At 38.3% G+C, this 26173-nt stretch carries 20 protein-coding genes; 3 read left to right on the top strand and 17 right to left on the bottom strand.

All coding sequences use genetic code 11. The annotated features are described in order from the left end of the window. Nucleotides 1–2: 2 nt before the first annotated feature. The 8 genes from uvrA to ACJQWY_RS03420 form a co-directional block, all read right to left on the bottom strand. On the bottom strand, nucleotides 3–2855 hold the full coding sequence (gene uvrA / locus ACJQWY_RS03385) for an excinuclease ABC subunit UvrA (RefSeq protein WP_407076348.1): 2853 nt from the start codon (nucleotides 2853–2855) through the stop codon (nucleotides 3–5). A 220-nt stretch (nucleotides 2856–3075) separates the two neighbouring features. Beyond that, nucleotides 3076–3393, bottom strand: coding sequence for a hypothetical protein (locus ACJQWY_RS03390; RefSeq protein WP_407076349.1), 318 nt, complete (start codon nucleotides 3391–3393; stop codon nucleotides 3076–3078). A 34-nt stretch (nucleotides 3394–3427) separates the two neighbouring features. Continuing rightward, nucleotides 3428–3814 (bottom strand): hypothetical protein, encoded by a 387-nt coding sequence (locus ACJQWY_RS03395; protein ID WP_407076350.1) that lies wholly within the window; start codon nucleotides 3812–3814, stop codon nucleotides 3428–3430. A gap of 286 nt (nucleotides 3815–4100) precedes the next feature. Next, nucleotides 4101–4457, bottom strand: a complete 357-nt coding sequence (locus tag ACJQWY_RS03400; protein ID WP_407076378.1) for a TatD family hydrolase — start codon at nucleotides 4455–4457, stop codon at nucleotides 4101–4103. Between the two features lie 12 nt (nucleotides 4458–4469). Beyond that, nucleotides 4470–4685 (bottom strand): hypothetical protein, encoded by a 216-nt coding sequence (locus tag ACJQWY_RS03405; protein WP_407076351.1) that lies wholly within the window; start codon nucleotides 4683–4685, stop codon nucleotides 4470–4472. Nucleotides 4686–4839: 154 nt separating this feature from the next. Further along, nucleotides 4840–6351, bottom strand: a complete 1512-nt coding sequence (xylB, locus tag ACJQWY_RS03410) for a xylulokinase (protein ID WP_407076352.1) — start codon at nucleotides 6349–6351, stop codon at nucleotides 4840–4842. A 106-nt stretch (nucleotides 6352–6457) separates the two neighbouring features. Next, nucleotides 6458–7843, bottom strand: a complete 1386-nt coding sequence (xylA, locus tag ACJQWY_RS03415) for a xylose isomerase (RefSeq protein ID WP_407076353.1) — start codon at nucleotides 7841–7843, stop codon at nucleotides 6458–6460. Between the two features lie 120 nt (nucleotides 7844–7963). Continuing rightward, entirely contained in the window at nucleotides 7964–9400 is a 1437-nt protein-coding gene (locus tag ACJQWY_RS03420; protein ID WP_407076354.1) for an MFS transporter, read from the bottom strand. 295 nt (nucleotides 9401–9695) lie between these two features. Here ACJQWY_RS03420 and ACJQWY_RS03425 point away from each other — a divergent pair, with 295 nt between their 5' ends. After that, the gene (locus tag ACJQWY_RS03425; RefSeq protein WP_407076355.1) at nucleotides 9696–10874 is read left to right on the top strand and encodes an ROK family protein; all 1179 of its coding nucleotides are present in this window, start codon (nucleotides 9696–9698) and stop codon (nucleotides 10872–10874) included. A 122-nt stretch (nucleotides 10875–10996) separates the two neighbouring features. Further along, nucleotides 10997–12688 carry a glycoside hydrolase family 43 protein gene (locus tag ACJQWY_RS03430; RefSeq protein ID WP_407076356.1) on the top strand — a complete coding sequence of 564 codons (1692 nt, stop codon included), beginning with the start codon at nucleotides 10997–10999 and terminating at the stop codon, nucleotides 12686–12688. Between the two features lie 198 nt (nucleotides 12689–12886). Here ACJQWY_RS03430 and ACJQWY_RS03435 read toward each other — a convergent pair whose 3' ends face one another. The 8 genes from ACJQWY_RS03435 to ACJQWY_RS03470 form a co-directional block, all read right to left on the bottom strand. Then, nucleotides 12887–14335, bottom strand: coding sequence for a sugar porter family MFS transporter (locus tag ACJQWY_RS03435; protein ID WP_407076357.1), 1449 nt, complete (start codon nucleotides 14333–14335; stop codon nucleotides 12887–12889). A gap of 251 nt (nucleotides 14336–14586) precedes the next feature. Continuing rightward, complete coding sequence (locus tag ACJQWY_RS03440) at nucleotides 14587–15411, bottom strand: AraC family transcriptional regulator (RefSeq protein WP_407076358.1); 825 nt, start codon at nucleotides 15409–15411, stop codon at nucleotides 14587–14589. A 17-nt stretch (nucleotides 15412–15428) separates the two neighbouring features. Further along, complete coding sequence (yicI, locus tag ACJQWY_RS03445) at nucleotides 15429–17567, bottom strand: alpha-xylosidase (RefSeq protein WP_407076359.1); 2139 nt, start codon at nucleotides 17565–17567, stop codon at nucleotides 15429–15431. Nucleotides 17568–17592: 25 nt separating this feature from the next. After that, nucleotides 17593–19002, bottom strand: a complete 1410-nt coding sequence (locus ACJQWY_RS03450; RefSeq protein ID WP_407076360.1) for a glycoside-pentoside-hexuronide (GPH):cation symporter — start codon at nucleotides 19000–19002, stop codon at nucleotides 17593–17595. A gap of 243 nt (nucleotides 19003–19245) precedes the next feature. Then, nucleotides 19246–21222 (bottom strand): transketolase, encoded by a 1977-nt coding sequence (gene tkt, locus ACJQWY_RS03455; RefSeq protein WP_407076361.1) that lies wholly within the window; start codon nucleotides 21220–21222, stop codon nucleotides 19246–19248. Between the two features lie 3 nt (nucleotides 21223–21225). Then, nucleotides 21226–22602: a PTS ascorbate transporter subunit IIC gene (locus ACJQWY_RS03460; protein ID WP_407076362.1), complete on the bottom strand. Its 1377-nt coding sequence runs from the start codon at nucleotides 22600–22602 to the stop codon at nucleotides 21226–21228. Between the two features lie 28 nt (nucleotides 22603–22630). Beyond that, nucleotides 22631–22927: a PTS sugar transporter subunit IIB gene (locus ACJQWY_RS03465; RefSeq protein WP_407076363.1), complete on the bottom strand. Its 297-nt coding sequence runs from the start codon at nucleotides 22925–22927 to the stop codon at nucleotides 22631–22633. Between the two features lie 28 nt (nucleotides 22928–22955). Beyond that, complete coding sequence (locus ACJQWY_RS03470; RefSeq protein WP_407076364.1) at nucleotides 22956–23405, bottom strand: PTS sugar transporter subunit IIA; 450 nt, start codon at nucleotides 23403–23405, stop codon at nucleotides 22956–22958. A 170-nt stretch (nucleotides 23406–23575) separates the two neighbouring features. Here ACJQWY_RS03470 and ACJQWY_RS03475 point away from each other — a divergent pair, with 170 nt between their 5' ends. Beyond that, the gene (locus tag ACJQWY_RS03475; protein WP_407076365.1) at nucleotides 23576–25564 is read left to right on the top strand and encodes a PTS sugar transporter subunit IIA; all 1989 of its coding nucleotides are present in this window, start codon (nucleotides 23576–23578) and stop codon (nucleotides 25562–25564) included. A 112-nt stretch (nucleotides 25565–25676) separates the two neighbouring features. On the opposite strand, the gene ACJQWY_RS03480 is transcribed toward ACJQWY_RS03475, so the two are convergent. After that, on the bottom strand, nucleotides 25677–26159 hold the full coding sequence (locus ACJQWY_RS03480) for a sigma-70 RNA polymerase sigma factor region 4 domain-containing protein (protein WP_407076366.1): 483 nt from the start codon (nucleotides 26157–26159) through the stop codon (nucleotides 25677–25679). Between the last annotated feature and the right edge of the window lie 14 nt (nucleotides 26160–26173).

Here is a 26173-nt window from a genome sequence, read left to right on the forward strand (position 1 = left end):
CTCTACTTACCAGCTTGTTGGGCTCGCTTTAAATCACGTTTCATCAGCGGTCCTAAGTACTGTCCCGTATATGACTTTTTTGTCTTAGCGATTTTTTCTGGTGTTCCCGCCACCAAAATTTTACCACCGCCTTGACCACCTTCTGGTCCTAAATCAATCACCCAATCCGCCGTTTTAATCACGTCCAAGTTGTGTTCAATCACTAAGACCGTATTTCCGCTATCAACTAAGCGCTGTAACACTGCCAATAAGCGGGAGATGTCATCCACATGCAAACCGGTTGTTGGCTCATCAAGAATATAAATCGTCTTTCCCGTTGAACGCCGTTGCAATTCGGAAGCTAACTTCATCCGTTGTGCTTCACCACCAGAAAGCGTGGTGGCGGCTTGCCCTAATTGAACATAACCCAATCCAACATCCACAATCGTTTGGAGTTTCCGCCGAATTTTAGGAATGGCATTGAAGAAGTCCAAAGCTTGTTCAGCCGTCAAATCTAAAACTTCCGCAATATTTAAGCCACGGTACGTAACTTCCAAAGTTTCAGAATTAAAGCGAGTTCCACCACAAACTTCACAATTAACATAGACATCCGGCAAAAAGTTCATTTCAATCTTAATAACACCATCACCCTTGCAGGCTTCACATCGTCCCCCCTTGGTATTAAATGAGAAACGACCCTTTTTATACCCACGCATTTTAGCTTCATTGGTTTGTGCGAATAGTTCGCGAATATCATCAAAAACGCCCGTATAAGTTGCTGGATTAGAACGTGGGGTGCGTCCAATTGGGCTTTGATCAATATCAACAATTTTATCCAGTTGTTCCCAACCGATTAATTCTTTATAGGCTCCAGGCTTTTCCGTGTTTCGATTAATTTCTCGCTTAAGCGCCTTCTTCAAAACCGCGTTGACCAATGATGACTTTCCAGAACCAGAAACCCCTGTAACCGCGGTAAACGTCCCCAATGGAATATCAACATTAATATTTTTTAAATTATTTTCCGTAGCGCCCTTCACCGTTAAGAACTGACCATTTCCTGGGCGCCGCGTCTTTGGAACAGGGATAAATTGCTCACCATTTAGATATTTTCCAGTCAATGAATTGGGATTCTGGCGTACTTCATCCGGAGTTCCATAGGCCATAATTTCACCACCATGTTCACCCGCACCAGGTCCCACATCAATCAAATAATCCGCTGCCAACATGGTATCCTCATCATGTTCAACCACAATAAGAGTATTCCCCAAATCACGCATTTGCTTTAAGGATGCGATGAGCCGATTATTATCACGCTGATGCAACCCAATTGAAGGTTCGTCTAAAACATACATCACCCCTGACAAATTTGAACCAATCTGGGTGGCTAAACGAATTCGTTGTGCTTCACCACCAGAAAGTGTCCGTGCTGAACGCGACAATGTTAAATAATCTAAACCTACATTTTTCAAAAAACTTAACCGGTCTTTAATTTCTTTTAAAATGGGCCGCGCAATCTCGGCATCTTGTTCACCAAAATCAACTTTTTCAAAAAAGGTTAACTCTTCATCAATAGGTAATTCAGAAACTTGTCCAATGTGCTTGCCATTGATTTTAACAGACAAAGCACCTGGATTTAAACGGTAACCATGACAAGCATTACATGGTAAAGCGGTCATGTATTGCCGCATAACTTCCCGGGTAAAATCTGAAGATGATTCTTTATAACGTCGCTTAATGTTATTAATAACGCCTTCAAATTCGGTATCAATATCACGCACACCACCAAAATCATTTTGATAATGGAAATGGAAGGTCTTTTCACCGGCCCCGTATAGCACCAATTCTTTTTGCTGATCTGTTAAATCATGATATGGAATATCCACGGGAATATCATATTGTTTAGCAAACTGCCGGAGCATCTCAGGATAATACTTTGAAGAAATTGGATTCCATGCTGCAATTGCACCTTGCTCCAAGGTTAAGGTCTGATCTGGTACCACTAAGTCCAAATCAACTTCGACTTTAACCCCTAAACCACCACAAATTTCACAAGCTCCCATGGGGGCGTTAAATGAAAATAGCGCCGGGCTCAATTTTCCAACTCCAAATTCACTCAGAGCCCCAGTATAATGATCAGAAAATTGCAAGGTTGGTCCATCCACTACGGCCACCCCAACCACGCCATCAGCTAATTTCAAGGCCGCTTCAAATGATTCAAAGAGCCGTGTCCGCGATGACTCGCGTAGCACAATCCGATCAACAACGATTGAAATATCATGATATTTATTTTTATCTAAGTTCAGATCATCGGAAACATCATGCATTTCATCATCTACTAAGACTCGAATATACCCCTCCTTTTGAATCCGTTCAAAAATCGAAGCATGTGAACCACGCTTGTGCCGAATCACTGGTGCCAAAATTTGTAATTTGGAACCTTCTGCTAATTCATCATTTAAAGCATTTAACATTTGATCAATCGAGGGTTTAATAATCGTTCCATCCGCCGGCGCATCTGGTTGACCCACTCGCGCATATAACAACCGATAATAATCATTGATTTCAGTCACCGTTCCCACAGTTGAACGGGGATTTTTAGAAGTCGTCTTCTGATCAATCGAAATTGCTGGGCTTAAGCCGTCAATCGAATCCACATCAGGCTTGTCCGCTTGACCCAAAAATTGACGCGCATATGATGAAAGACTTTCAACATATCTTCGCTGCCCTTCCGCATACAAAGTGTCAAAGGCCAGCGAACTTTTCCCCGAGCCTGAAAGACCAGTCATGACCACGAATTTATCCCGCGGGATTTTTACGTCGACGTTCTTTAAATTATGAGTCCTTGCTCCATGAATTGTAATCCATTCACTGACCATATTTGTACCTCTTCCCTTTTTTTATATATTCATATTATAGCAAATTATATCAAAAGTTAAATGAAACCTAATTATTATTCACTTTAATTCAAAACAATCCAGTTTAGACTAAACCCTTTTATAACTATTTTTTAAATATTGCACTTAAAGGTCAAACCGTTAAATGCGTTCAAACAAAAAGCTACTAATACTGTCTTCACAGAATTAATAGCTTAATAAATTATTTTTTTAAATATTGCGCGGTATCATATTCACCTTGATACACAAGGGGATGAAAGACATCCAACAAAGACCAATAGGCCACAATGAAAAAGACGATTAAGAAATGCCACCCCACGACACCGACCGCATTCCCATACACATTGGTATATGTGTTGATCAAACGTCCTTTAACAATAAAAGTAATGACTTCTTCGACAAAAATAATTAAAGCTGTCAGGGCCAATGCTGCAAAAAACACCATCACAATCATTAATAAAATTGAAGCGATATTTTCTAAACTACGCCGCAAAATACTTTTATGAATGGGATTATGCATCTTTTGTTCTCCTTAACTCTAAATAATTCTTTCATTATAATAGTAACTCAAATTCTAAGTTATTATATTGGTCACGTTCCCGAATTTGGCGATAACCAAATTCTTGTTCATGCCGGGCCAAGAGGGGCGTCTCCCAGATGATCTTCTCGGCACTATCCGCAAACATAGCCTCTTTCAAACGATTAATTAATGCCAAAATCTGCTTCCCTGCTTCGGCCGTCATTGAGGTATAGGCCCGCTCATCATTCCCATATTTTTTTGATGTCCGCTTCAAAGTAACGTTTAAAACTTGTCGCGTATATGCTGGGTTGCGGTTCAAACGCACACTAAAATTAATATGATTATAATGTCCATCACGACTATATTGCAGTAACATTGCTAAAAACTCTTCAGCATCAACCTTTTCGTTTTTATTTGCCATCTTGATTCCTCTAATTGTATTATTCCCGGAACATGTGATTTTTAACCCGGTCCTGTTTTTTTAACATTCAGCTTTCATTTTATCATGAAATCACGAATTCTTTCGCCAATTCCGAAATTTATTTATCACACCTAGTTCATAGATTCCCATCAAGCAAAAAAGAAAGGTTATATTATGCCTTTTAACCTTTCCAATTTCATGCTATTTATTCAATTTTAATTTTGTAAAAATATCGCCAAATTTTCCTGCATTTTTTGTTCCAAGACAAAACAGGCAGCTGTTTCATTTAGGCAATGATATTCATATTCCGATTTAATAAGTCAAGGTATTGATTAAAAGAAGCTTTCTGCCCAGCATAAGCCCATTCAATGCTATCAATATCATCACTTTCCATGAAAAGTTGCTCAACGAAAGCTTTTTTAACGATTGCAGTGCTAACCACATCCCCCATTAAATCAATCTCGATTAAAAACCAGCACCCGGCCTGAATATATTCATCAATATACTCTGAACTAGAATACCAATGTACTAAGAAATTCAAATCCGGGTACGCTTTGATCATTTCAAACATTAATCGTTCCGTCCCCTTCATGTGCAAAATCACGAGCTTTTGCCTCTGCCACGCAAACTCTAACTGCTGAATAAAAACAGAGAGTTACTGTGCTAATGGAATTTTAGTCCATACCGTATCCAAACCAATTTCACCCACAATCGGTGCTTGTTGCAAATACAGTCCCATCGTTTCAAACCCTACCTGGTTAACTTTCCAAGGATGAATTCCAGCCGGTAACAATGCACTGGTTGCATCACGTTTTTGGTGATTCAACCATGCTTGATTAACATTCCATTCCGCAACACTGTCGCAATTCACGATAGCTTGAATCTGATGATTTTTTAAAAATTCAATAAACCTATTCGATCATTATGACAATGCTCATCAATTAACATCGCCTTGCAATTCCTTTAATTCAATCATCTCTGCATACAATCTAACAAAAATTTTTTTCTTCTATATATAGTAACACTTATCCTTGTTCTTGCCGCCGATATGCTAATAATTGATGACTGATCTCAACCGTCTGGGGATAAACCTGCCGATAAATTTGATAAACTTGGGCGTATTTCTCAACATTTTCGGCCTTAGGTTCGTAAACTTGACCAAAACTAGCAAATTCCTGAGCTGCTTGCTCAACGCTCTCAAACCAGCCAAGACCAACAGCTGCTAGGATGGCCGCCCCCATTCCAGGACCTTGTTCATTTTCTAAAACAATTACCTTTTTATTAAAAATATCCGCTTGAATTTGCAACCAAAGGGCTGATTTAGCCCCTCCTCCCGACGCAATCACCGTATCAAATTCAACCCCAGCATCTTCATAAATGGCAAAAATATCTTTAAATGAAAAAATAATTCCTTCCAAGACCGAGCGTACAAAGTCCGCACGTTGATGCATGGAATCAATTCCTAACCATGAGCCACGGATATCCCCATCGGCATATGGCGTGCGTTCCCCCACAATATACGGTGTAAATAATAATCCATGCGCTCCGATTGTTGATTGTTCAGCGCTAGCAACTAATTCCGTAAAATCTTCATCAGGAGCAAAACGCTGCTTAAACCAATTTAACGAATGTCCCGCTGCTAAAGTCACACCCATCGAATAATATTTGTTGGGGATGGCGTGATTGAAAAAATGAATCTTGCCGTGATAATTAACATCCGCGTTAGTTTCATATTTTAAGACGACTCCTGAAGTTCCAATTGAAGACCAGACCATATTGGGTTTTAAAATCGCCGAACCAATAGCCCCGGCCGCATTATCAGCGGCTCCACCAAAGACTTCCGTTGCTGTACTTAAACCTGAGAATAGAGCATATGATTCTGTAATATGTCCCGCTGATTGGATACCCTGAATAATTGGCGGGAAAAATGAAGCAGGCAATTCAAAAACTTGTTGAATTGCAGTAGACCATTGACCTTTTTCAACGTCCAGCATTACTGTCCCCGCTGCATCAGAAATTTCCATCGCTAATTGACCGGTCATCCGATATCGCAAATAATCTTTTGGCGTTACAAATGTTTCAGCCGCTGCAAAAATTTGGGGCTCATTTTCTTTGACCCAGAGTATCTTGGGCAAAGTAAAGCCTTCCAAGGCTCGATTACGGGTAATTTCAATAAAATCATCCCCCATTTGATCAGCAATTTCTTGCGTTTGTTGACTTGTCCGCGTGTCATTCCACAAAATGGCTGGCCTTAATACTTGCCGATTATGATCTAATAATACCAACCCATGCATCTGACCAGAATATGAAATTCCCTTAATCGCATCCACTGCAATCCCATCTTTTAAAATCAATTCCACGATGGCGACCGTGGTACCATTCACCCAGTCTTCAGGATTTTGTTCAGAAAATCCTGGTTGCGGTTGTGATAACGGATAATCAAATGAGCGTTGCGCTATAATCTTCCCTTGACGATTAACCGCCGAAACTTTAACCGCTGAGGTCCCTAAGTCCACTCCTAACACTAATTCTTCCATGCCTTTACTCCTATTCGTATCGACTGAATTATCTAAAAAGGGGCCGGACTATCTTATAGCCCAGTCCCTTTACTAATTATTTCATATTTAAACTAATAAATTAAAATTACTTCTTAAATGTATCACCTAAGACTGAATAAATGTAATTATTCAATGAAGCCTTGATTGCTTCCACCCGGCCTGACTTAACGGTGTCAAGAATAGTACTATCTTCTTTATTTAAGATGTACTTTTCCATGTCAGCAAAAGTCAACTTACCAGCCTCAAAGTCAGCTCCGATTCCTGAATCAAATGATGCGTACCGATCTTGCAAAATGTTCTCAAAGAACTTGTCTTGAATCAACTTGTAAGCAACGCGGAATCCGGCTGCATAGACATCCATTCCGGCCATATGTCCATAGAACAAATCTTCAGGCGTAAATGAAGCCCGCCGAACCTTGGCATCAAAGTTTAATCCACCAGTTGGTAGTCCACCGTTTTTGATGAATTCATACATCACCAAAGTAGCTTCATAAATATCATTTGGGAATTCGTCAATATCCCAACCAGTTTGCTTATCACCCATATTGGCATCCAATGACCCCAACAAACCTGCTTCACGAGCAAAGCGAGCTTCATGCTCATACGTGTGTCCAGCTAAGAAGGCGTGGTTCCCTTCCAAATTCAACTTGAAATTATCTTGAAGACCATAAGTATATAGGAAGGAAATGGTCGTTTGCACATCTGTATCATATTGATGTGCCGTTGGTTCCTTAGGCTTTGGCTCCAACAAGAATTGACCTGTGTAGCCAATTTCCTTAGCATAATCAATGGCCAACTTATAGAAGTCAGCGATATGATCTAATTCACGTTTAGTATCTGTGTTTAACAATGAATCATAACCTTCACGTCCGCCCCAGAAAACATATGATTCTGAATTCAAACGCTTAGCAATTTCCAAAGAATGCTTAATTTGGGCTCCCGCATAGGCGAAAACATCGGCGAAAGGTGTTGTTGCTCCACCAGCAACGAAACGCTTGTTAGTAAACAATGAAGAGGTATTCCAAAGAAGCTTTTTACCAGTCCGCTTCATCTCTTCTTCAATCATATCCACAATGACATCCAAATTTGCATTGGTTTCAGCTAAAGTCTTACCCTCAGGCGCTAAATCACGATCATGGAAAGCAAAATATTCAACGCCAAGCTTATCCATGAATTCAAACATGTATTTAACCTTTGACTTGGCATGTTCCATATCGGTCATATCATCTTGACCATTTTCATCCCAAGGCCGCACTGCAGTTCCTTCACCAAATGGATCGACCAAACGTTGATCCATGGTATGCCAATAAGCAACTGAGAACTTCAACCAATCCTTCATCGGCTTAGTTTCACCATTAATGGTGAATTCTTCATCCGAATTATAGAAATTATAGCCCTTAGCTTGCTCAAAATCCAAGCCCTTCTTACCACCAATAAACTCTACCTTAGGAAAATCAAATAAATCTGCCAAAATCTCGTCCTCCAAAATTATTATATTAATTCATTTTTTGTTAGTTGGTTCTTTCGACCAACTAACTTACAAGTTTTATTATAAGCATCTCATTAAGATAATGCAAGCGTTTTCAATTATTTATTTATTATCAACCAACTTCTCATTCATTTCCTTCACATTAGCATCCGTTAAAGGATAGAAAGCCATTACAATCATCGCAATAATAGATAAAATAATTGGTGCCCAAATCATTGATACTTCAATCCCTGTCATAGCACTTTGCGTTTGATGGACAGCTTGTCCATTAAAGTGGGTGGCTGCCAAGATAAATCCAGGTAGGATTCCACCCAAAGCCAATCCAATTTTAAAGAACAATCCCATAATCGCGTTAATAATTCCAGCTACTCGCTTTTTCGAAGTATATTCACCATAAGTTACCACTTCTGGAACCATTGACCACATAAATCCAGTTGCTGAAGTTAAGCCCCATTGTTGTAGAAAACGTCCGACATAACCAATAGCAATGTTATCTGGAGACTTAGTCCAGAACCACAAAATCAATTGACCAATAATAAAGATACCGATAAAGAAGAAGAAGAAACCTTTTTTACCTAAAATATTACGTAATTTAGGCCAGAGGAAAACTAAGAAAATTCCAGGAATTGATCCGATTAATCCAACAGACGCCATCCATTCTTGATGTCCAATTGACGTTTGTATGAAATATGGCCAAACTGTATTACCAAAGAACATGAAGGTAAAGGCAATTAAGAAGAATAACCCCAAAATTTGTAAGGGCTTATTTTGCATAAATTCTTTAAATAAATCAACGAATTTAACCGAATTTGATTCTTCCTTAGAAGGTACAACTCGCTCAGTTATACCAAAGTAAGTAATCATCAATGCAATGAGGCCGAGAATCATGTATACGCCGTAAACTTTGAACCATGCACCTTGGGCTGATTGAATTCCATAGTTTCCTAAATGTAATTTAAGACCAAATAATCCAGTGTCAGTTAATTTACGATCAGGTGAAACTAACTGAACAAAGAGTGGGAATAGTGTATAGACTAGTAGATTTGCTGTATTTGCTAATGTCATACGAACCGAAGTTAAACTAGCAATTTCGTCATTATCACGTGTTAATGATGCCGAAATTGAACCATACGGAATATTCACAAAAGAATAAACCATCGCCGTTGCCATATAAGAAATTGTCGCGTATAAGACATTCCCCTTCGCAAAACCAAGCGGAAGAAACAACGAAGCTGCTAGAATCGTTAACGGAATTCCAAACCAGATTAAATATGGTCGATATTTACCATTCTTAGGTGAAGATTTGTCCACTACCGTTCCAACAAACGGATCCCAAAAAACATTAATCCAACGAACAATTAAGAAAATCGTGGCACCAGTGGCAGCCGAAATTCCATTGATATTCGTCATATAAAATAGTAGGAAACCTCCTACTGTCCCAAAAACCAAATTCTGGGCAAAGTCTCCCAGTCCATAAGCAAATTTTTCACCAAAGGATAATTTAGCGAATTCATTTGTTCGCGTCCCAACATTATTCATAAACCGATACCAATCCTTTCAAAATTAAAAAAATAGCATTTTAGAACGAACACGCTCATGATTGCATAACAACCCAACTCATCCACAATCAATCATGTATCCGCTTTCTTTCGTATTACGAGACTACTATATCATCGTTGGTTGTTCGGCGCAACCATCTTATGTTATCCTTTCCGGAATCTAGTAAAACCGCTATACTTAACATATGTATAATATATTAGGTATTTTGACTATGTCTTTATAGATCAAGCCACCTAGTTAATTCAAATTTCAATACTAGGAGATTTTAATATTTATGGTTTCTAAAATCGATCAAGATTCAATGCGCGAGACCAATCGCAAACTAGTGCTTCAGGTCCTTTTCAATGCTGAACAAACATCTCGGGTTGAGATTGCCGACCAGGTTCACCTACACAAATCCACGATTTCATCTATTTATCGCAATTTGGAGGAAGAAGGTTTTATTGAAGAACTTGGTGATGGCGTGGCCTCCAATGCAGGGGGACGGCGTCCTAAATTAATTCGCTTTAATCATAATTATGGTTACATTGTGACTTTTGATTTAAGCCGTGGTCATCTGCGATATCTTGTTGCCAATATTACCGGCGAAGTAATTCAAAACGGTGAATTTCAAATACGTAATTTACCAATTTTAAATATTCAACAACTAGCCATTGATTTTATCCAAGGATTGAATGATTTAGGTACAGATCATGGTTTAATTGGCATCGGCCTAGGAATTCACGGCGTTGTTTTTAAAAATAAAATTAGGTATGTCCCCTATCACGAAGATTTATTAACTTTAAATATTGTCGAAAATTTAGAAAATCAGTTTCAAGTTCCCGTATACTTAGAAAATGAAGCCAACTTAGCCGCAATCTATACGCGAGATTTTCAAGGCCATTTATTAACCCCCAATATCAGAACATTTAGTACTTTAAATATTCATGATGGAATCGGTTCTGGGATGATCCAAAATGATCGACTCTTTATTGGCAAACATGGCGAAGCAGGCGAAGTTGGGCGTTCTATCACTTTTCAAACTAATTTTAACCAAAATCACTCCCCCGTTCATTTGGAAGATTTATTTTCAGAAGAATCGATCTTACAACGCACAGCAAAAGCCTTAAAAACTGAACAATTAAGTCGTCAAGAGTTTTGTTCCTTAGTAGATCAAAAAAATCCGATTGCGACTGATATGTTACATTATTGGCTCCAAGCCTTAGCAATGATTTGCTACAATATGGCCCAGCAGACTGCCCCAGATGCGATTCTACTTTATTCACGTATTATTGCGTTAAGGCCAGAATATTTCACTTCACTTCAAAATTTTTATCAAGCTATTACACCTAACTCTGACACTAAAATTTTATTTGCCCACCAAACTGTGGATAAAGCAATTTTGCTGGGTGGTGTCGCCTTAGTAACCCGTAAATTACTTAACTTTGATAATTTCAAACTTTCCTTTCATTAGATTTATCCGGACCAATTGTCATTTCAGACATTTGGTTTTTTATGTTGGTTGCATTAAACAACTAACTGCGTTAATATTACTTTGAAGTAAACGTTTTCATATTTTATTCAAAGGAGCTTATTATGCAAATACAAAATCCGGTTTTACCTGGCTTTAACTCAGATCCTTCAATGATTCGAGTTAATGACACATACTACATTGCCACATCAACTTTTGAATGGTTCCCTGGGGTCCGCATTCACGCCTCAAAAGATTTAGTGCACTGGAACTTAGTAACCAACGTGTTAGATCGCGTTGAATTATTGGATATGAAGGGTAATCCTTCATCAGGCGGAATCTGGGCTCCAGATCTCTCATACCATGATGGAAAATTCTGGTTAATCTATACAGATGTTAAAATCACCGATGGTTCATTTAAAGATATGAAAAATTATCTAACCACCGCAGAAAAAATTGATGGACCATGGTCTGACCCCATTTTTGTCAACGGAGTTGGTTTTGATGCCTCACTTTTTCATGACGAAAATGGTAAAAAGTATCTCGTTCAACAAACCTGGGATCATCGTGAATACCGCCATCCCTTTAATGGCATTACTTTAACAGAATTTGACGTCAAGACGATGCAATTAATGCCAGAAACGGCTCGAACAATTTGGGAAGGGACCCCCGTTAAATTAGTAGAAGGTCCTCATATCTACCAAATTAATGGTCAATATTATTTGTTTGCCGCAGAGGGTGGAACTATCTTTACCCATCAAGAAGTTGTCGCGCGTTCAAACAATTTAGATGCTAATTCATTCCAAACTGAGCCAGATGGTCCATTCCTAACTAATTTTGATACCCCAAACACATACCTGCAAAAGCAAGGTCATGGTTCATTAGTTAATACCCCCGGTGGTGAATGGTATTATGCTTCATTAACCGCTCGGCCTTGGAATCATGCCACTGAATCGGCGACCGATCCACGTGGTTGGTCAACTTTGGGCCGAGAAACATCAATTCAAAAAGTGGAATGGGATGCCCAAGGTTGGCCTCGTGTCGTGGGCGGTCACGGTGGAACTACCTTTGTGGACGCGCCAAAAGACGCCATCGAAACTAAAGCCCCCAAGAATCACTCTCAACATGATGAATTTACGGAAAATCAGCTTGATTTAAATTGGAACACCCTTCGAGTTCCATTTAGCGAAAAAATGGGTTCTGTGGGCAATGGATCATTACGTCTAATTGGACAAGGATCATTATCTAATCCATATGATCTATCTCTTATTGCTCGGCGGTGGCAAGCTTTTTATTTTGATGCCACTACTAAAGTAAAATTCTCTCCTTACTCATACCAATCAATGGCTGGTTTAACCAATTACTATAATCATTCTCATTGGTCATGGATCTTCATTACTAAAAATGATGCCGGTCAAGCCGTAATTGAAGTTGCCGAAAATAAAGGTGGTCTTCGCAATGGCCAATATACTTCTTACCTACAGGATGCAGCCATTGTCATTCCTGAGGGTACTGAATACGTATGGTTCAAGTCACAAAATCGTAAAACTTACTACACTTACCAATATTCATTTGATGGTGAAATTTGGTTTGATACAGGGGTTAAGCTGGATGCAGCTGTTCTATCCGACGATTATGTCGTACAAGAATACGGTGGCTTCTTTACCGGTGCCTATATTGGATTGGCTGCTGTGGACTACTCTGGCTATCATTCCACTGCAACCTTTGACTTCTTTGACTACCAGGAGTTAGGGGATGTTCAAATTGGTCCTAATCAATATACGTTTGGTGCTTCTGAAGAACGTCAATTCGACTAATTAAATTCAGTATTAATTAAAACCAGTTCGAATTTACGAACTGGTTTTTTTGATATTATCATTCCTGCTCAATTACATTAAAATGCCACACAACAAAAGTAATAGATAATTTAATTGTTAAAAAAAGAGTCGTAATGCTAGTAAAGACTAACATTACTGACCCTTTTATCAGACTGCATGAACAGTGTATTTGATAAATTACTGTACTTCTGCCCCGTCTTTATATCCATCAGCATGCGCACGCGAGCGCAATGATGCTTCGATTGATTCCAATGAACGATTCCGTGTTTCAATCGTATACTTCTTAATAAACCAGATGGCCAAGAAACATAGAATTCCATAAATAATAAAGAGTTTAGCAATACCTTGACCCTCAGCATTTACAGCATGAGCTGGAGTAAAGGCAATTAATAACATTGGGAATGTTTGTGAAACGGCAAAGTTAGCCGTCCAATTAATTACAGCCCCAAATGAATTACCTAATCCACGAATATTTAATGGGAAGGCCTCACCAATCATAACCCACATAACTGGCCCCCATGTAGCCGAGAAGAAGGCAATATACAAAGTCAAGGCAATTACACAAATCCAAGAACCAAAGTTACCATTCCCTGCCTTTAATACCAACATTGCCGCTGACATCAATAACAACGCCGCTCCCATTCCGAAGGCTCCATAAGTCAACATCTTCTTACGATCAATTTTATCCATAATCTTAACCGCAACCGCCGTTACAATCACATTGAAAATTCCAATTACAATGTGTGATTGTAAAGCGAAGTGTTCGCTAAATCCAGCTGAAACGAAAATTTTTGGTGCATAATATAGGACCGTGTTACATCCCATAACCTGTTGAAAAATCGCTAAACCTAAGGCCATAATCAAAACTGGGCGTGCCATTGGGCCAAAAAGTTCTTTAAATCCACCAGATGGCATTTGGGCTTGCAACTTAATATCATGTAATTCTTCATTAACTACATTTTCATCAGTATTAAACGTCTCTAAAACATGTTTTGCTTCAGCTTCATTTCCCTTTTTAACCAAATAGCGTGGTGATTCTGGTAATGTGAGTCCACCAAAGAACAATAATGCTGCCGGAATAGCTGCAAGACCTAACATCCAGTGCCAACCAATATGTGCTGACAATCCAAACATTCCGTTTGGTGAAAGCCATTCATTCGATACATATGCTAAGAAAATCCCAGTCATAATCATTAGTTGAAATAATGTTCCAACTCCACCACGCTTGTCAGCAGGAGCAAGTTCTGCTAAATATGTTGGAATCAAAGCTGAAGCTGCCCCAACGGCAACTCCCAATACAACTCGAGAGCTAACTAACATTCCGTAATTAAGTCCAATTCCGGATCCTAAAGCACCGACGAAAAAGATGATTGCTGCTGTCAAAAGTAACTTCTTACGACCAAATTTGTCTGACATAGGACCAATAATGGCTGCTCCTAAAATAGCTCCTAATAAGACTGATGCAGTAATAAATCCATCTTCAAATGAACCTGCTTGAATCCCTAATTCTTTTCCAATAAAGAGCATTGCTCCAGAAATAACCCCTGTATCATAACCAAAGAGCAACCCACCAAGGGCCCCGAAAAAATAAATCCAACTAGTTGACATACGCTTTTTACTAGCCATGACCATTTTGCCTCCTAAAATTTAAACGAACATAACGATAATATAGAATTTTTGTAAGCGCTTACTAATTTACAAAATCAATTCTACTCCGGTTGGTTGGTTCTCGCAACCAACTTTTTAAAAATATTAAAAAGCAAGTCTCAAAAATGACTTGAAACTCGCTTCATAGCTTTGATTTAGTATCTTGAAAACTAATTTTAAATTAATTTTATTTGGCATACTTTTCATGATTTTGGGTCCAAAAACAAGCTTTATCTCCGTTGCTTTCGGATTTCTCGAGGTAACGCACCATAATATTGCTCAAATAATTTAGTCCCCAAACGAATATTATGGATGCCATTATCAACAAAAATATTATGGATTCCTTTGTCACTATTTACGATTTCAAAATGAACATGTGAAAGACGCACTAAATAAATATAACGACTTAAAGAAACCCCCGTTTTCTGTTTAAAGATTCGGCTGAGGTAATCAGGATTATAATGAAATTTATGTGCCAGGTCGTTAACTGTCAATGTGGTTGTATACCGTTCATTGATATCTGATAACACCGTCTTTAACCGCTGATCTTGCACCACGTTAATAGGCAAACTATCCTGACCATAATGCGTAAAAATTAAATACAGACAATGGAGCATCAATTCATGGAATTTAAACTGATACCCTTTCAACTTATAGCGATAAACATGCACAATTTGCTGTAACGTTGCAACAATTTCTTGATATTCTGGTGTTGGAATATCCTGTGATTGAATCGTGAACAACATATTTTCAGCATGACTCCAATAACGATCTAAATATGAAATCGGCACTTGTAAAACGACTGAACAATTTTTTTCATGATGCGACGAATGTAACACCCCAGAGCCAACCACAATAAACTCTCCTGAGTGCAAGACCACATTTTGCGCTTCATAACTGAAGGTCACCGTCCCTGACAAAACTAGCACAATTTCAATATGCCGATGCCAATGCAGCGGCTTAAATCCTGGATTATCACGTGATACAAATATTCGCAAATCAACATCCTCATTATTTACGACTATTTCATACTCCCCGCTTTTACCTGTCGCCATAATCTTCATCCCCTTAATCAATCAAGTCTACGCCAAACCGGCAAACTCAAATAATCATAATTTTCAGCCACCCATTGACCATTATCACCAACCGTCATCTCACGACCATCGATAACGTGCTTCCAGTGACCAGCGGGCATATAATAATCTACATCCCCTTCTTCGGTCATAACAGGAGCCACTAATATGTCAGAACCAAACATGTATTGCCGATCAAGGTCAGCACAATTAGCATCTTCTGGGAACTCCAAATACATAGGGCGCATTAGTGGAATACCTGCAGCCACAGACTGTTGCGCCTCACTATAAATGTAGGGCATCATTGCTTGCTTTAACTTAGCAAAATTACGTGTTACCTCAACGGCTTCCTCGTCAAAAAGCCATGGAACCCGATATTGGATGTTACCATGATAACGCGAATGGCTAGACAACAAGCCAAATTGCGTCCACCGCTTATAAATAGCAGCGCTAGCATTTTCTTCAAATCCTCCAATGTCATGACTCCAAAAAGTAAAGCCAGAGGACATTAAACTCAGTCCACCCCGCAATGTATCTGCCATCGAATGAAATTGGCTCAAATTATCTCCGCCCCAGTGCACTGGATATTGTTGTCCCCCAACAGTAGCGGAACGTGCGAACACAACTGCTTCATCATTGCCTTTTTCCTGCTGCAATAGTTCAAAGACGGCTTTATTATAACGATGCGTGTAGTAATTATGTTCACCTTGTGGATTATTCCCATTATGATAAACTGCATCATGCATCGGAATACGTTCTCCAAAATCGGTCTTGAAACAATCAACACCCATATCTAACAAACGTTTAAGCAAATTTTGATACCACTTGACTGCTTCCGGGTTAGTAAAATCGACAACGGCATTTCCAGGCTGCCATAAATCCCACTGCCAAACATTACCATCCTTTTGTTTAATAAAATAATTGTTTTCTTTACCAATTTGGAAAAGCTTTGATTTTTGTGAAATATAAGGGTTAATCCAGACACAGACCTTCAACCCACGCTCATGTAATCGGCGAATGAGCCCTTCAGGATCTGGAAATTGTTCTTTATCCCACTCAAAATTACTCCATTCAAAGCCCTTCATCCAAAAGCAATCAAAATGAAAAACCGACAGTGGAATATCTCGTTCAAACATCCCATCAATAAACTTCATCACCGTTTCTTCAGAATAATCCGTCGTAAATGAGGTTGAAAGCCATAGACCAAACGTCCACTCGGGAGGCAAAGTTGATCCCCCAGTTAATTTATTATACTTGCCTAAAACATCTTTAGGTGTCTGACCAGCAATCACGTAATATTCCAAACTTTCACCACGTGTTGAAAAGCTAACGCGGTCAACCACTTCCGTTGCCACCTCAAAGCTAGTTGGTTGGCTTTCATTCACAAACACACCGTAGTAAGTCCCGTGCGCCTCTTTAGAAATACCTGCTTTAGCCGCAATATAAAACGGAATAGATTTATAACTTTGATCTGAACCAGTCCCTCCATCACGATTAATAATGTCAATTGACTGTCCATTTTTAACAAATGGTCCAAAAGTTTCTCCAAAGCCGTATACTTTAGTCCCTGGCAACAGACTCAACTGTTCCCGCATATAATGATCGGCGCGGGTCACTTGTCGATCACTCGCTAACTCCTGCGCTCCAACTACAGTATTAGGGTGCATCGTTTTTCCCAGTGCCTGTCCAGATAGATCATCAATCGAACCTTGCGCCTTGAATTCAGAACCAGTAATCCGCTTACCTTGATACTTAAAATCCAAGTTGAACTTACTGTGCATATCAACAGTTAGTTCCAGATCACCAGCCTTATAATGGGCTTGCTGCTCATCTATCTTTATTTCTGGTGACACTTCTTGATGCACCAATTCGTACAAAGGATTATGATCATCTTGATCGAAATGCTTCAATTCAACCCCAATGACATCCGGAGCAGGACTAAAAACGGACATCGTTGTATTTCCAACGTCTAACATGTCACTTCGCGAGCGCAATTGTTGATAACTAGCATTTACAACCAATGTCTTACTACTACGCTTCGCATCTTGGGCCGTCAAAATAGAAGCATCAAACGCTTCTATTGGTGAATTAATAATATATTCATCCTTACCTAGCCAATACCCATTTGAAAATTTCATTATCTTTAATTCCTCATCTATCTTTCTAAACTAATTCTTCAGCTTCCCGTTGATGTTTAATATCCAAATCATGGACCATTTGTGGCTCCAACTTATCAACATTATTAAATAATAAGACTAAGCCTGAGACAATATAGCCAATCATTGGAATCCAGATAAATCCTAAACGAATCGCATTCAACGCAGAACTCGTTTGTCCAGATGCGGATCCAGCATTAGCTGCCACATAGCCGCCACCAGCTAAGACCGCTGATAACAGCATACTTCCTAATCCCATTCCTAACTTCGCGCTAAATGAACTAAATGAAGTTACAAATCCTTCTGCTCGAACGCCATTTCGCCATTCTCCAAAATCAACGGCATCCGAAAGCATTACCGCAATTAGCGCACCTACTAATCCATAACTAATATAATAAACTAACATACCAAATAAAATCATCGGTACATTTCCGTTTAATTTATCCGCAAAATGTAAAATCAATTGTGATGAGGCCGTTCCAATCATTCCGATTAACATCGTGTTTCGTTTTCCAATTCGTTTTGAAAAAAATGGCACCATTGCGGTCGAAATTAGCGTAATAATTGTCCCTGCTAACACCGCACTCCCTAGAGTCTCATTATGTAATACATATTTAAAGTAATATGGTAACGAGCTTTGCCGAATCGCAAAACTACCCCAATAAATAAAATTAATGAAGATAATAATGACCCATGGATAATTTCCTTTTAGCGCTTTAATCGACTCACGCATTGGCACTGCACGGTTCGAATCTTTAGTTACCACTCGTTCACGTGTCCCTCTAAAAGCAGTCATTAAACAGATAACCGTCACAATCCCCAAAATTACAGCCCATATAAACCAGCCAATCGCTGAAGTCGATGGGTCACCATTCTTTTTATCAAAAATTCCAGCAAAAAATGCAACGGCTGGTAAAGTTAATGGTAAAAAAATGGCTGCTCCTAAATTACCAAAAAACTGGCGGACGGTTGATAAAGTTACTCGTTCTTGCGGATTACTGGTCATGGCCGTCAAAATTGAAGTCACTGGAATATTAATCCCAGAATACAAAATTTTAGCCCCAATATAAGCCACGTATATCCACACAATCTTCCAAGTCATCGGCAAATTGGGTGCTGTAAATGACATCACACAAAACAGCGCAAAAGGAACTGAAAACCACAGCCAATAAGGACGAGATTTCCCCCATTTAGTATGTGTGCGATCAATAAACTGTCCCCAAATCACCCCATCAACCGAATCAATAATTGCTGTTACTGCAAATAGCCCAGCCACCACTGAGGCTTTGATTCCCACTGTATCAGTACTAAATACCATAAAATAAGTCCCGACGATTTGGAAAATTGTATTACAACCAAAATCAGACATGGCATAAGCAAGCCTTTCTGGCCACTTCACTTGATTACCATCATTCATAACTGCTCTCCTTTAAAATTATCAAATCACAACCAACTGATTCCTCGTTTAATGCAAGCGCTTACAAAACATAATATTAAGTCGCTATTTTTAATAATCAATTTAATTCCGGGAACACGTCAGGAAACGGACAGTTAAAAGTAAGATTTGTGCACGAATTTATTTTTTAAAAAAATTAACTTGAAAATAAAAAAGAGGCTATGATAGCCTCTTTTTCATATAAATTACAAAGTGTTCATACATTTATCGGTTATTATTTTGGAATGCTTGAATAAACTGTTGAACGATATACTCCGCTGTAAAATTAAAGTACTTAAGCACCTGTTCTGCCTTACCACTTAAGCCAAAACGATCTACGCCAACATTCACTCCCCCTAAGCCTGTATACTTTCCCCAGCCAAAGGTCGCCCCCATTTCAACTGAAACCCGCGTAACAATTTTTTTAGGTAATACAGTCTCTTGGTAGTCCAGTGACTGCGCATCAAATAATTCCATTGACGGCATTGAAACTACTTTCACATCATATCCCTCAGTTAGGAGTTTCTGTTGAGCTGCTAATACTAATTGAACTTCTGACCCGGTTCCAATTAAGATACCATCAGGATCATCAGTCTTTGACTTCGCGATAGTATAGGCCCCTTGCTGAACAGCCTGAGCTTGCGAATTTTTCAAATCAGGCACATCTTGGCGCGTTAATACCAAAACTGAAGGACCTTCTGTATTTCGAGCAATTGACTGCCAGCTACCCAAAACTTCTTGGGCATCCGCTGGACGATAAACCGTAACATTCGGAATAGCCCTTAAGGCAGATAATTGTTCAATTGGTTCATGGGTTGGACCGTCTTCACCCACAGCTAATGAATCATGCGTATAAATATAAACGACTGGTAATTTTTGAATTGCTGCTAGCCGAATAGCCGCCTTCATATAATCACTAAATGCAAAGAATGTTGAAACAAATGTTCGGGTATGACCATGCAAAGCAATTCCATTAGCGATCGCAGCCATTCCAAATTCGCGCACGCCATAATAGATGTTTTTGCCTTCAGGATTCAAATCAGTAAAGGCCTTGCTGTCGGCTAAATGTGTTTTATTAGAAGACGAAAGGTCGGCTGATCCACCCCAAAAATTAAAGTTATTGGCACTAATTTCTTGCATCACCGCGTGGTTCGTAACACGGGTGGCTTGATTTGACAGATTTGTATCAATTTTGTTTGGTACAATTAAATCATTTTGCGTCAATTTACGATATAAATCTGGGTATTCTTGCTGATACGCCTCCAATTGATCTTGCCATTGCTCATAAACACTTTCCTTACTTGATACAATTTTATGGAAATAATCATATATTTCATCAGATATTTCAAATGGTTGCGCATCCCAATTATAAAATTCTCGAGTTGCTTGGACGTTAGCAGCTCCCAATGCACTACCGTGAACTCGATTAGTCCCTTGTTGCGGTGAGCCATAGCCAATTACTGTTTTAACTTCAATCATCGCTGGCCGATCTGTTTGTTTGGCCGCCATAATCGTTTCTCTTAAAGCATCTAAATCATTTCCATCTTTGACCAAGAAATAATCCCAATTGTCTGCTTGGCAACGTTGTTTCAATGCTTCATTCGTTGAAAGGTTTAAAGCTCCATCTAAAGTGACGTCATTAGAATCAAATAATACAACCAACTTATCTAGTCGTTTATCACCAGCAATTCCCATGACTTCATGACTCAATCCTTCCATCAAATCCCCATCACCTACTAATGCATACGTATAATGATCAAAAATTTCATAACCTGGACGATTATATAATTTAGCTAAATGCTTTTCCGCCATTGCCATACCAACAGCCATGCCTAGACCTTGCCCCAATGGTCCTGTTGAAGCATCCACTCCGGCAGTTTCTTGCCATTCAGGATGTCCCGGGGTTTTAGAATCTAGTTGACGGAATTGCTTTAAGTCATCAATCGAGACATCAAACTCCATTAAATGCAACATTGCATATAACATTGACGAACCATGCCCAGCACTCAAAACAAAACGGTCTCGATTCATCCATTCTGGATCATGCGGATTGACCTTCATTTCATTTTTCCACAAAGCGTAAGCCATGGGAGCTGCGCCCAAAGGTAGCCCAGGATGGCCACTGTTAGCCTTTTGAATCATATCAATACTTAAAAAACGAATTGCATTTATTGCTTTTTGATTCATTACTGAAAAACTCATAATTTAGACCTCATTTTCTCCTGTCATCATTTTTTTATCGCGTAGGTTTAACATCACACTTGTCAAAACTACCAAAACAAGGAAGCCGAGAATTCCTATCGTCAAAACGGTTGCGCCACTTTGACCCAAAGTACCCAACATTATTCCCGGAATCAAGTAATCAGTATCAGCAAAGGTTGACGATGCCAATGATAATGATCCCAGAACAGGTAAGATAAACAATGGCAACCATGAAATCAATAAACTATTAACAGCTGACCCGATAATAGCTCCTCGTTTTCCACCCGTTGCATTTCCAAAAATTCCCGCAGCTGCACCACAGAAGAAATGACCAACTACTCCTGGAATAATAACAGTGGTCTTCATACCAATCATAATAAACATACTAATCGTTCCCACAATAAATGAAACGAAGAACCCAATGAGGACAGCATTTGGTGCATATCCAAAAATGATGGGCACATCTAAGGCTGGCTTAGAATTAGGTACTAACTTCTTCGCAATTCCTTGGAAGGCTGGAACAATTTCTCCCAAAATCATCCGCACACCTTGTAAGACCACCACAAAGCCAGCTGCAAAAGTTCCGGCTTGAATCAATGAATAAATAATAAAGTTAGTGCCACCACTTAACTTACCTTCAACAAATGTTGGACCAGCTGCAAATGCTAATACAACATATACAATTGCCATCAATAAAGTAATTGAAATCGTTGAATCACGTAAAAATCCTAATGATTTAGGGACATTGATATTTTCAGTTGAATCTTCAGCGTTTCCGACCCAACTTCCAATTAATCCCGATAAAGCATAGCCGATATTACCAGTATGTCCCATCGCAACGTTATCAGATTTAGTTATTTTACGCATAAAAGGCTGACATAATGCTGGCGTAACAGTTAATAAGGTCCCTTCAAAAATCCCACCTAAGATGATGGTTACCCATGATTGACCAAGCCCTGCGCTGGTCAACACTACGGCTGATAAACATGAAACATATAACATGGCTTGTCCAGTTAAGAACACATATTTAAATCGGGTAAAGCGAGCTAAAGCAATGTTTACAACCATTCCGACTAGCATAATTAAGGCCGTTGATGACCCAAATTTAGTCAATGCCATCGCAACCACCGCTTCATTACTTGGGACGACTCCTTGAACGTTTAAAGCAAACTTAAACATTTTGGCAAATGGATCTAACGAAGCAACTAGAATCCCGGCACCACCGGTTAACACCAAAAATCCGACGAACGTTTTAATCGTTCCAGAAATTAATTCAGTAGATTTCTTTTTTTGCAAAGCCAAACCTAAAAATGCAATCAGTGACACTAAAATGGCTGGTTGTGTCGCAATTGACACAAATAAACTCAATATACTTTTCATATTTCAATACCATCCCTTAATTTAATGACTAAGCATGTACAATACTTTCTTGATCAAGCACTTTAACAACCGCTGCCTTAATTTCATCTGCATCAATGATTGATTTCAATAAGACCAAACGTTCTTTAGGCAAATTTGATACGGCCTCCGCTAAGGTACTTTCAATAAAGAAGTAATCTGCCGAACCAGCGGTCGCACTACCGACATCTACGTGATCCACTGCTATATCTTCACTAACGTTTAAGTCACTCAAAACTTGCTTAATATTCATTTCAACCATAAAGCTCGTTCCAAGACCTGATTGACATACTGCTAAAAATTTCATTTTTAATTCTCCTAATGGTTTTATTCAACTAAACGTTTTCTACAACATTTAAAATTTCTTGTACCGTTTGCGCATTATTCAACCGACCTAAAGCCTCCTGATTCATTAATAATTGCGTTAATTCTTGCAACATTTTTAAATGGGCTGTACTATCAGGTGCTGCTAAAACAAACCATAAACTAACTGGATGTTGCTCATCGACTAAATTTACATCCCGCTTAGTTTTCAACAAGGCAATCCCTACATCACTAACATCGTCACTCGATTTGGCGTGAGCAAGTGCAATTTTTGGACCAATATTAATATACGGGCCTGATTCTTCGACATTTTTTATCATGGCATCCACATAAGTGCTTTTAATTACATCATTATCCAATAATGGTTTCGCCGCCAAAGCTATAGCCGTCCTCCAATCTTCTATTTTTGACATATCATCCGCAATTCGAATTGTATTTTCATTTAGTGACTTACTCAACATATTCTGCATCTCCCTATCAATACTGGTACAACCAATATACTAATACAAAATGTAAGCGCTACCAAGACGCGGTGTTGCAGTCAAGTAAAGTGCAATTTTTACACCATCATTTTTTTAACATTATGCTATACTTTGGCTGTAGCTTACTTTTTGAATGAAGGAGTTTTTTTATGTCTAATTTTAAATCTAAAATTTTAACACCTCTCCTAAATGCCTCACACTTTTTAACAATTGAAGAGATTATTGCCCATAACCAAATCACCAAACGTACTTTTTTCTATCAACTTAAGCAATTAAATAACTGGCTAGCAGACGATTTAAATCTTGAGCCTGTCGAATCGATCCGCAATATTGGATATTTTTTGCCCGAAAGCACGAAAAAAGCTTTAAACGACCAAATGAACACGGTCAATTTAAAGCCACAACTATCGATTAAGATTCGGCAAAACAATATTATTTTTATGTTAATTAATAACGATAACCCAATCAGTTTGAATAATTTTGCGGAATTTTATCAAGTATCAAAAAAAACAATCATTTCTGATTTCAAGACGATTGAAGCCAATTTACCAAATACTTTAACAATTGAAAAATCAAATAAAGGACACACTCTTTTAGGCTCCGAGCAAGATAAACGCAGCTTAATTTTTCAATTTATGGGGTCCATCAACTCAACACAATATAATCAATTTAATAAAAAAAGCATTTCCAATATGTTGCTTGATTTTGAAAAAGCAACTGGAAATAAGTTAAGTCAAGCATCACAATCTTTATTAGTCAAATATTTTAGCTGGTATTTTATGTATATTTCTAATGAATCACACCGCCTAACCACGATCGTATCGCCATCAAATAACATTTTAGGCATTCAATGGGCTAATAAAATTCTCAATAAATATGTACACATTAGCTCATTGCCCGAAGCCAATTATTTAGTTAATACCATTTTCCAAACACAGCTAACCATCGCTAATGAAGATTATGGTTACAAACAAGAAATGACACAAATTGCTGAAAAAATAGTCCATCGTTTTAGTAATATCTCTGGCATCGAATTTAAAGACCTTACCTTAATCAACCATTTAGCTACCCACCTCATTACTGCTTACTACCGCATTAATAATCAACAACCCGTCAATGATTTAGAACTAAAAAGTGTTTTCATCAATTATCGTCAATTAATTAGGTTGACAGACTATGCTATTATGCCTTTTAGAAAAATCGTTAATTATCCAGTTAGTCAAAATGAATTAGCTTTAATTAGTTTATATTTTGGTGGAGCTTTAGAAAATCAAGTCCTGCCAACTGATTTCGATCAATCATTAATTTTAGTCGTGTGTGGGAATGGCTTAGGCACATCACAAATTCTGCGGCAACAATTACAAAAACTATATCCGTATTTATTTTTTAAAATTTCCTTCGATGATTTATCTGAAAATTCAAAAGATATCAAACAAGCTAAATTAATTATTTCCACCGTTACCATCGAAAAAAGTTACGATGTTCCAGTGATTATTGTGCATCCCCTCCCCACTGAGCAAGATTTATATACAATTAGACAAAAAATGATCCAGTTAAAACTGATTCACAATAATAACGTTGAGACTTTACTAGATATTATTGATACATACTGTAAAGTCATTGACTATAACGGGCTTCGCGAAAGTTTAAATGACTATCTCAATCCTATCGATAAGCCCCGTCTAAAAATTATTAAATCTCATAAATACAGTTTAATTGACCTCTTAGGGAGCAGAATTCAGCATAAATCCGAAGTCCTCACACTCCCCAATGCCCTTCAATTAGTTAATAAGCCCTTAGTTCGTGATAAAATTACCACTGACCAGTATGCGAATGATATTTTGCAACTAATCAACACTAAAGGTCTTTATATGATGTTAAACAAAAATATCCTTTTAGCTCATGGACAAACTAATGCTTCAGTTCTTGGTACAGGCTTTAGCATTCTAACACTGGACCAACCGATTATGATAAATCAAAATAATTACACCATAGATATAATTATCTGTTTTGCAACAATCAATGAATCAGCCCATCTGCAAGGACTCTCTGATCTGTTAAAAATTATAACTGATCCTCAAAAGGTTGCGGCCCTCCGAAATAGTGTTAATCAAAATGACATTTTAAACCTTTTATAAAAATTAATATAATTACAATAAAGCCCACACTGCTTAGTTTCATAACATAGGATGGGCTTTTAATTTGTTTTATTGGCAATATAATTTTTAATAACATAATATTAATAATTAACTATTTTTGCGTCCATTGTAGCCATTGAAAGAGGTCACGCTGATGTCTTGTAAAAGTTGAAATAGAAATTTTTAATCGTTGACAACGTTCCGTAATTTTAGCATCTGGGTAAATCAACCAATCATGCAATATATTTTTTTGATGACCAAGCGGTAACTCCTTCCAAAGCTGCCATAAAGTTATCATCAATTCACAATCAATTCCGATGGTATAAAATTGTTCATCAGGATTCCAAAAGCTCTGTAATCTTACATTTAACCTATCAATCCGTTGTTGCTTTCGCCCATAATCACAAATCACATTACATAATATGCGAAATAAATAAGAATTCTTTTCTGAAGCTAACTGCGGATCTTTTTTCAATTCTTCGATGATTCGCATCCGACAAATTTGTCGATAATCTTCATAGTCGACCGAATGCGGGTAAATGTGTCGTGCTTTTAATGCTCCACCAATTAAACGTTCAAATTCCATTATACGCATACCATCTCTCCTTA

This window comes from Weissella kandleri (assembly GCF_045504165.1).
Classification (GTDB): Bacteria; Bacillota; Bacilli; order Lactobacillales; family Lactobacillaceae; genus Weissella; species Weissella kandleri_A.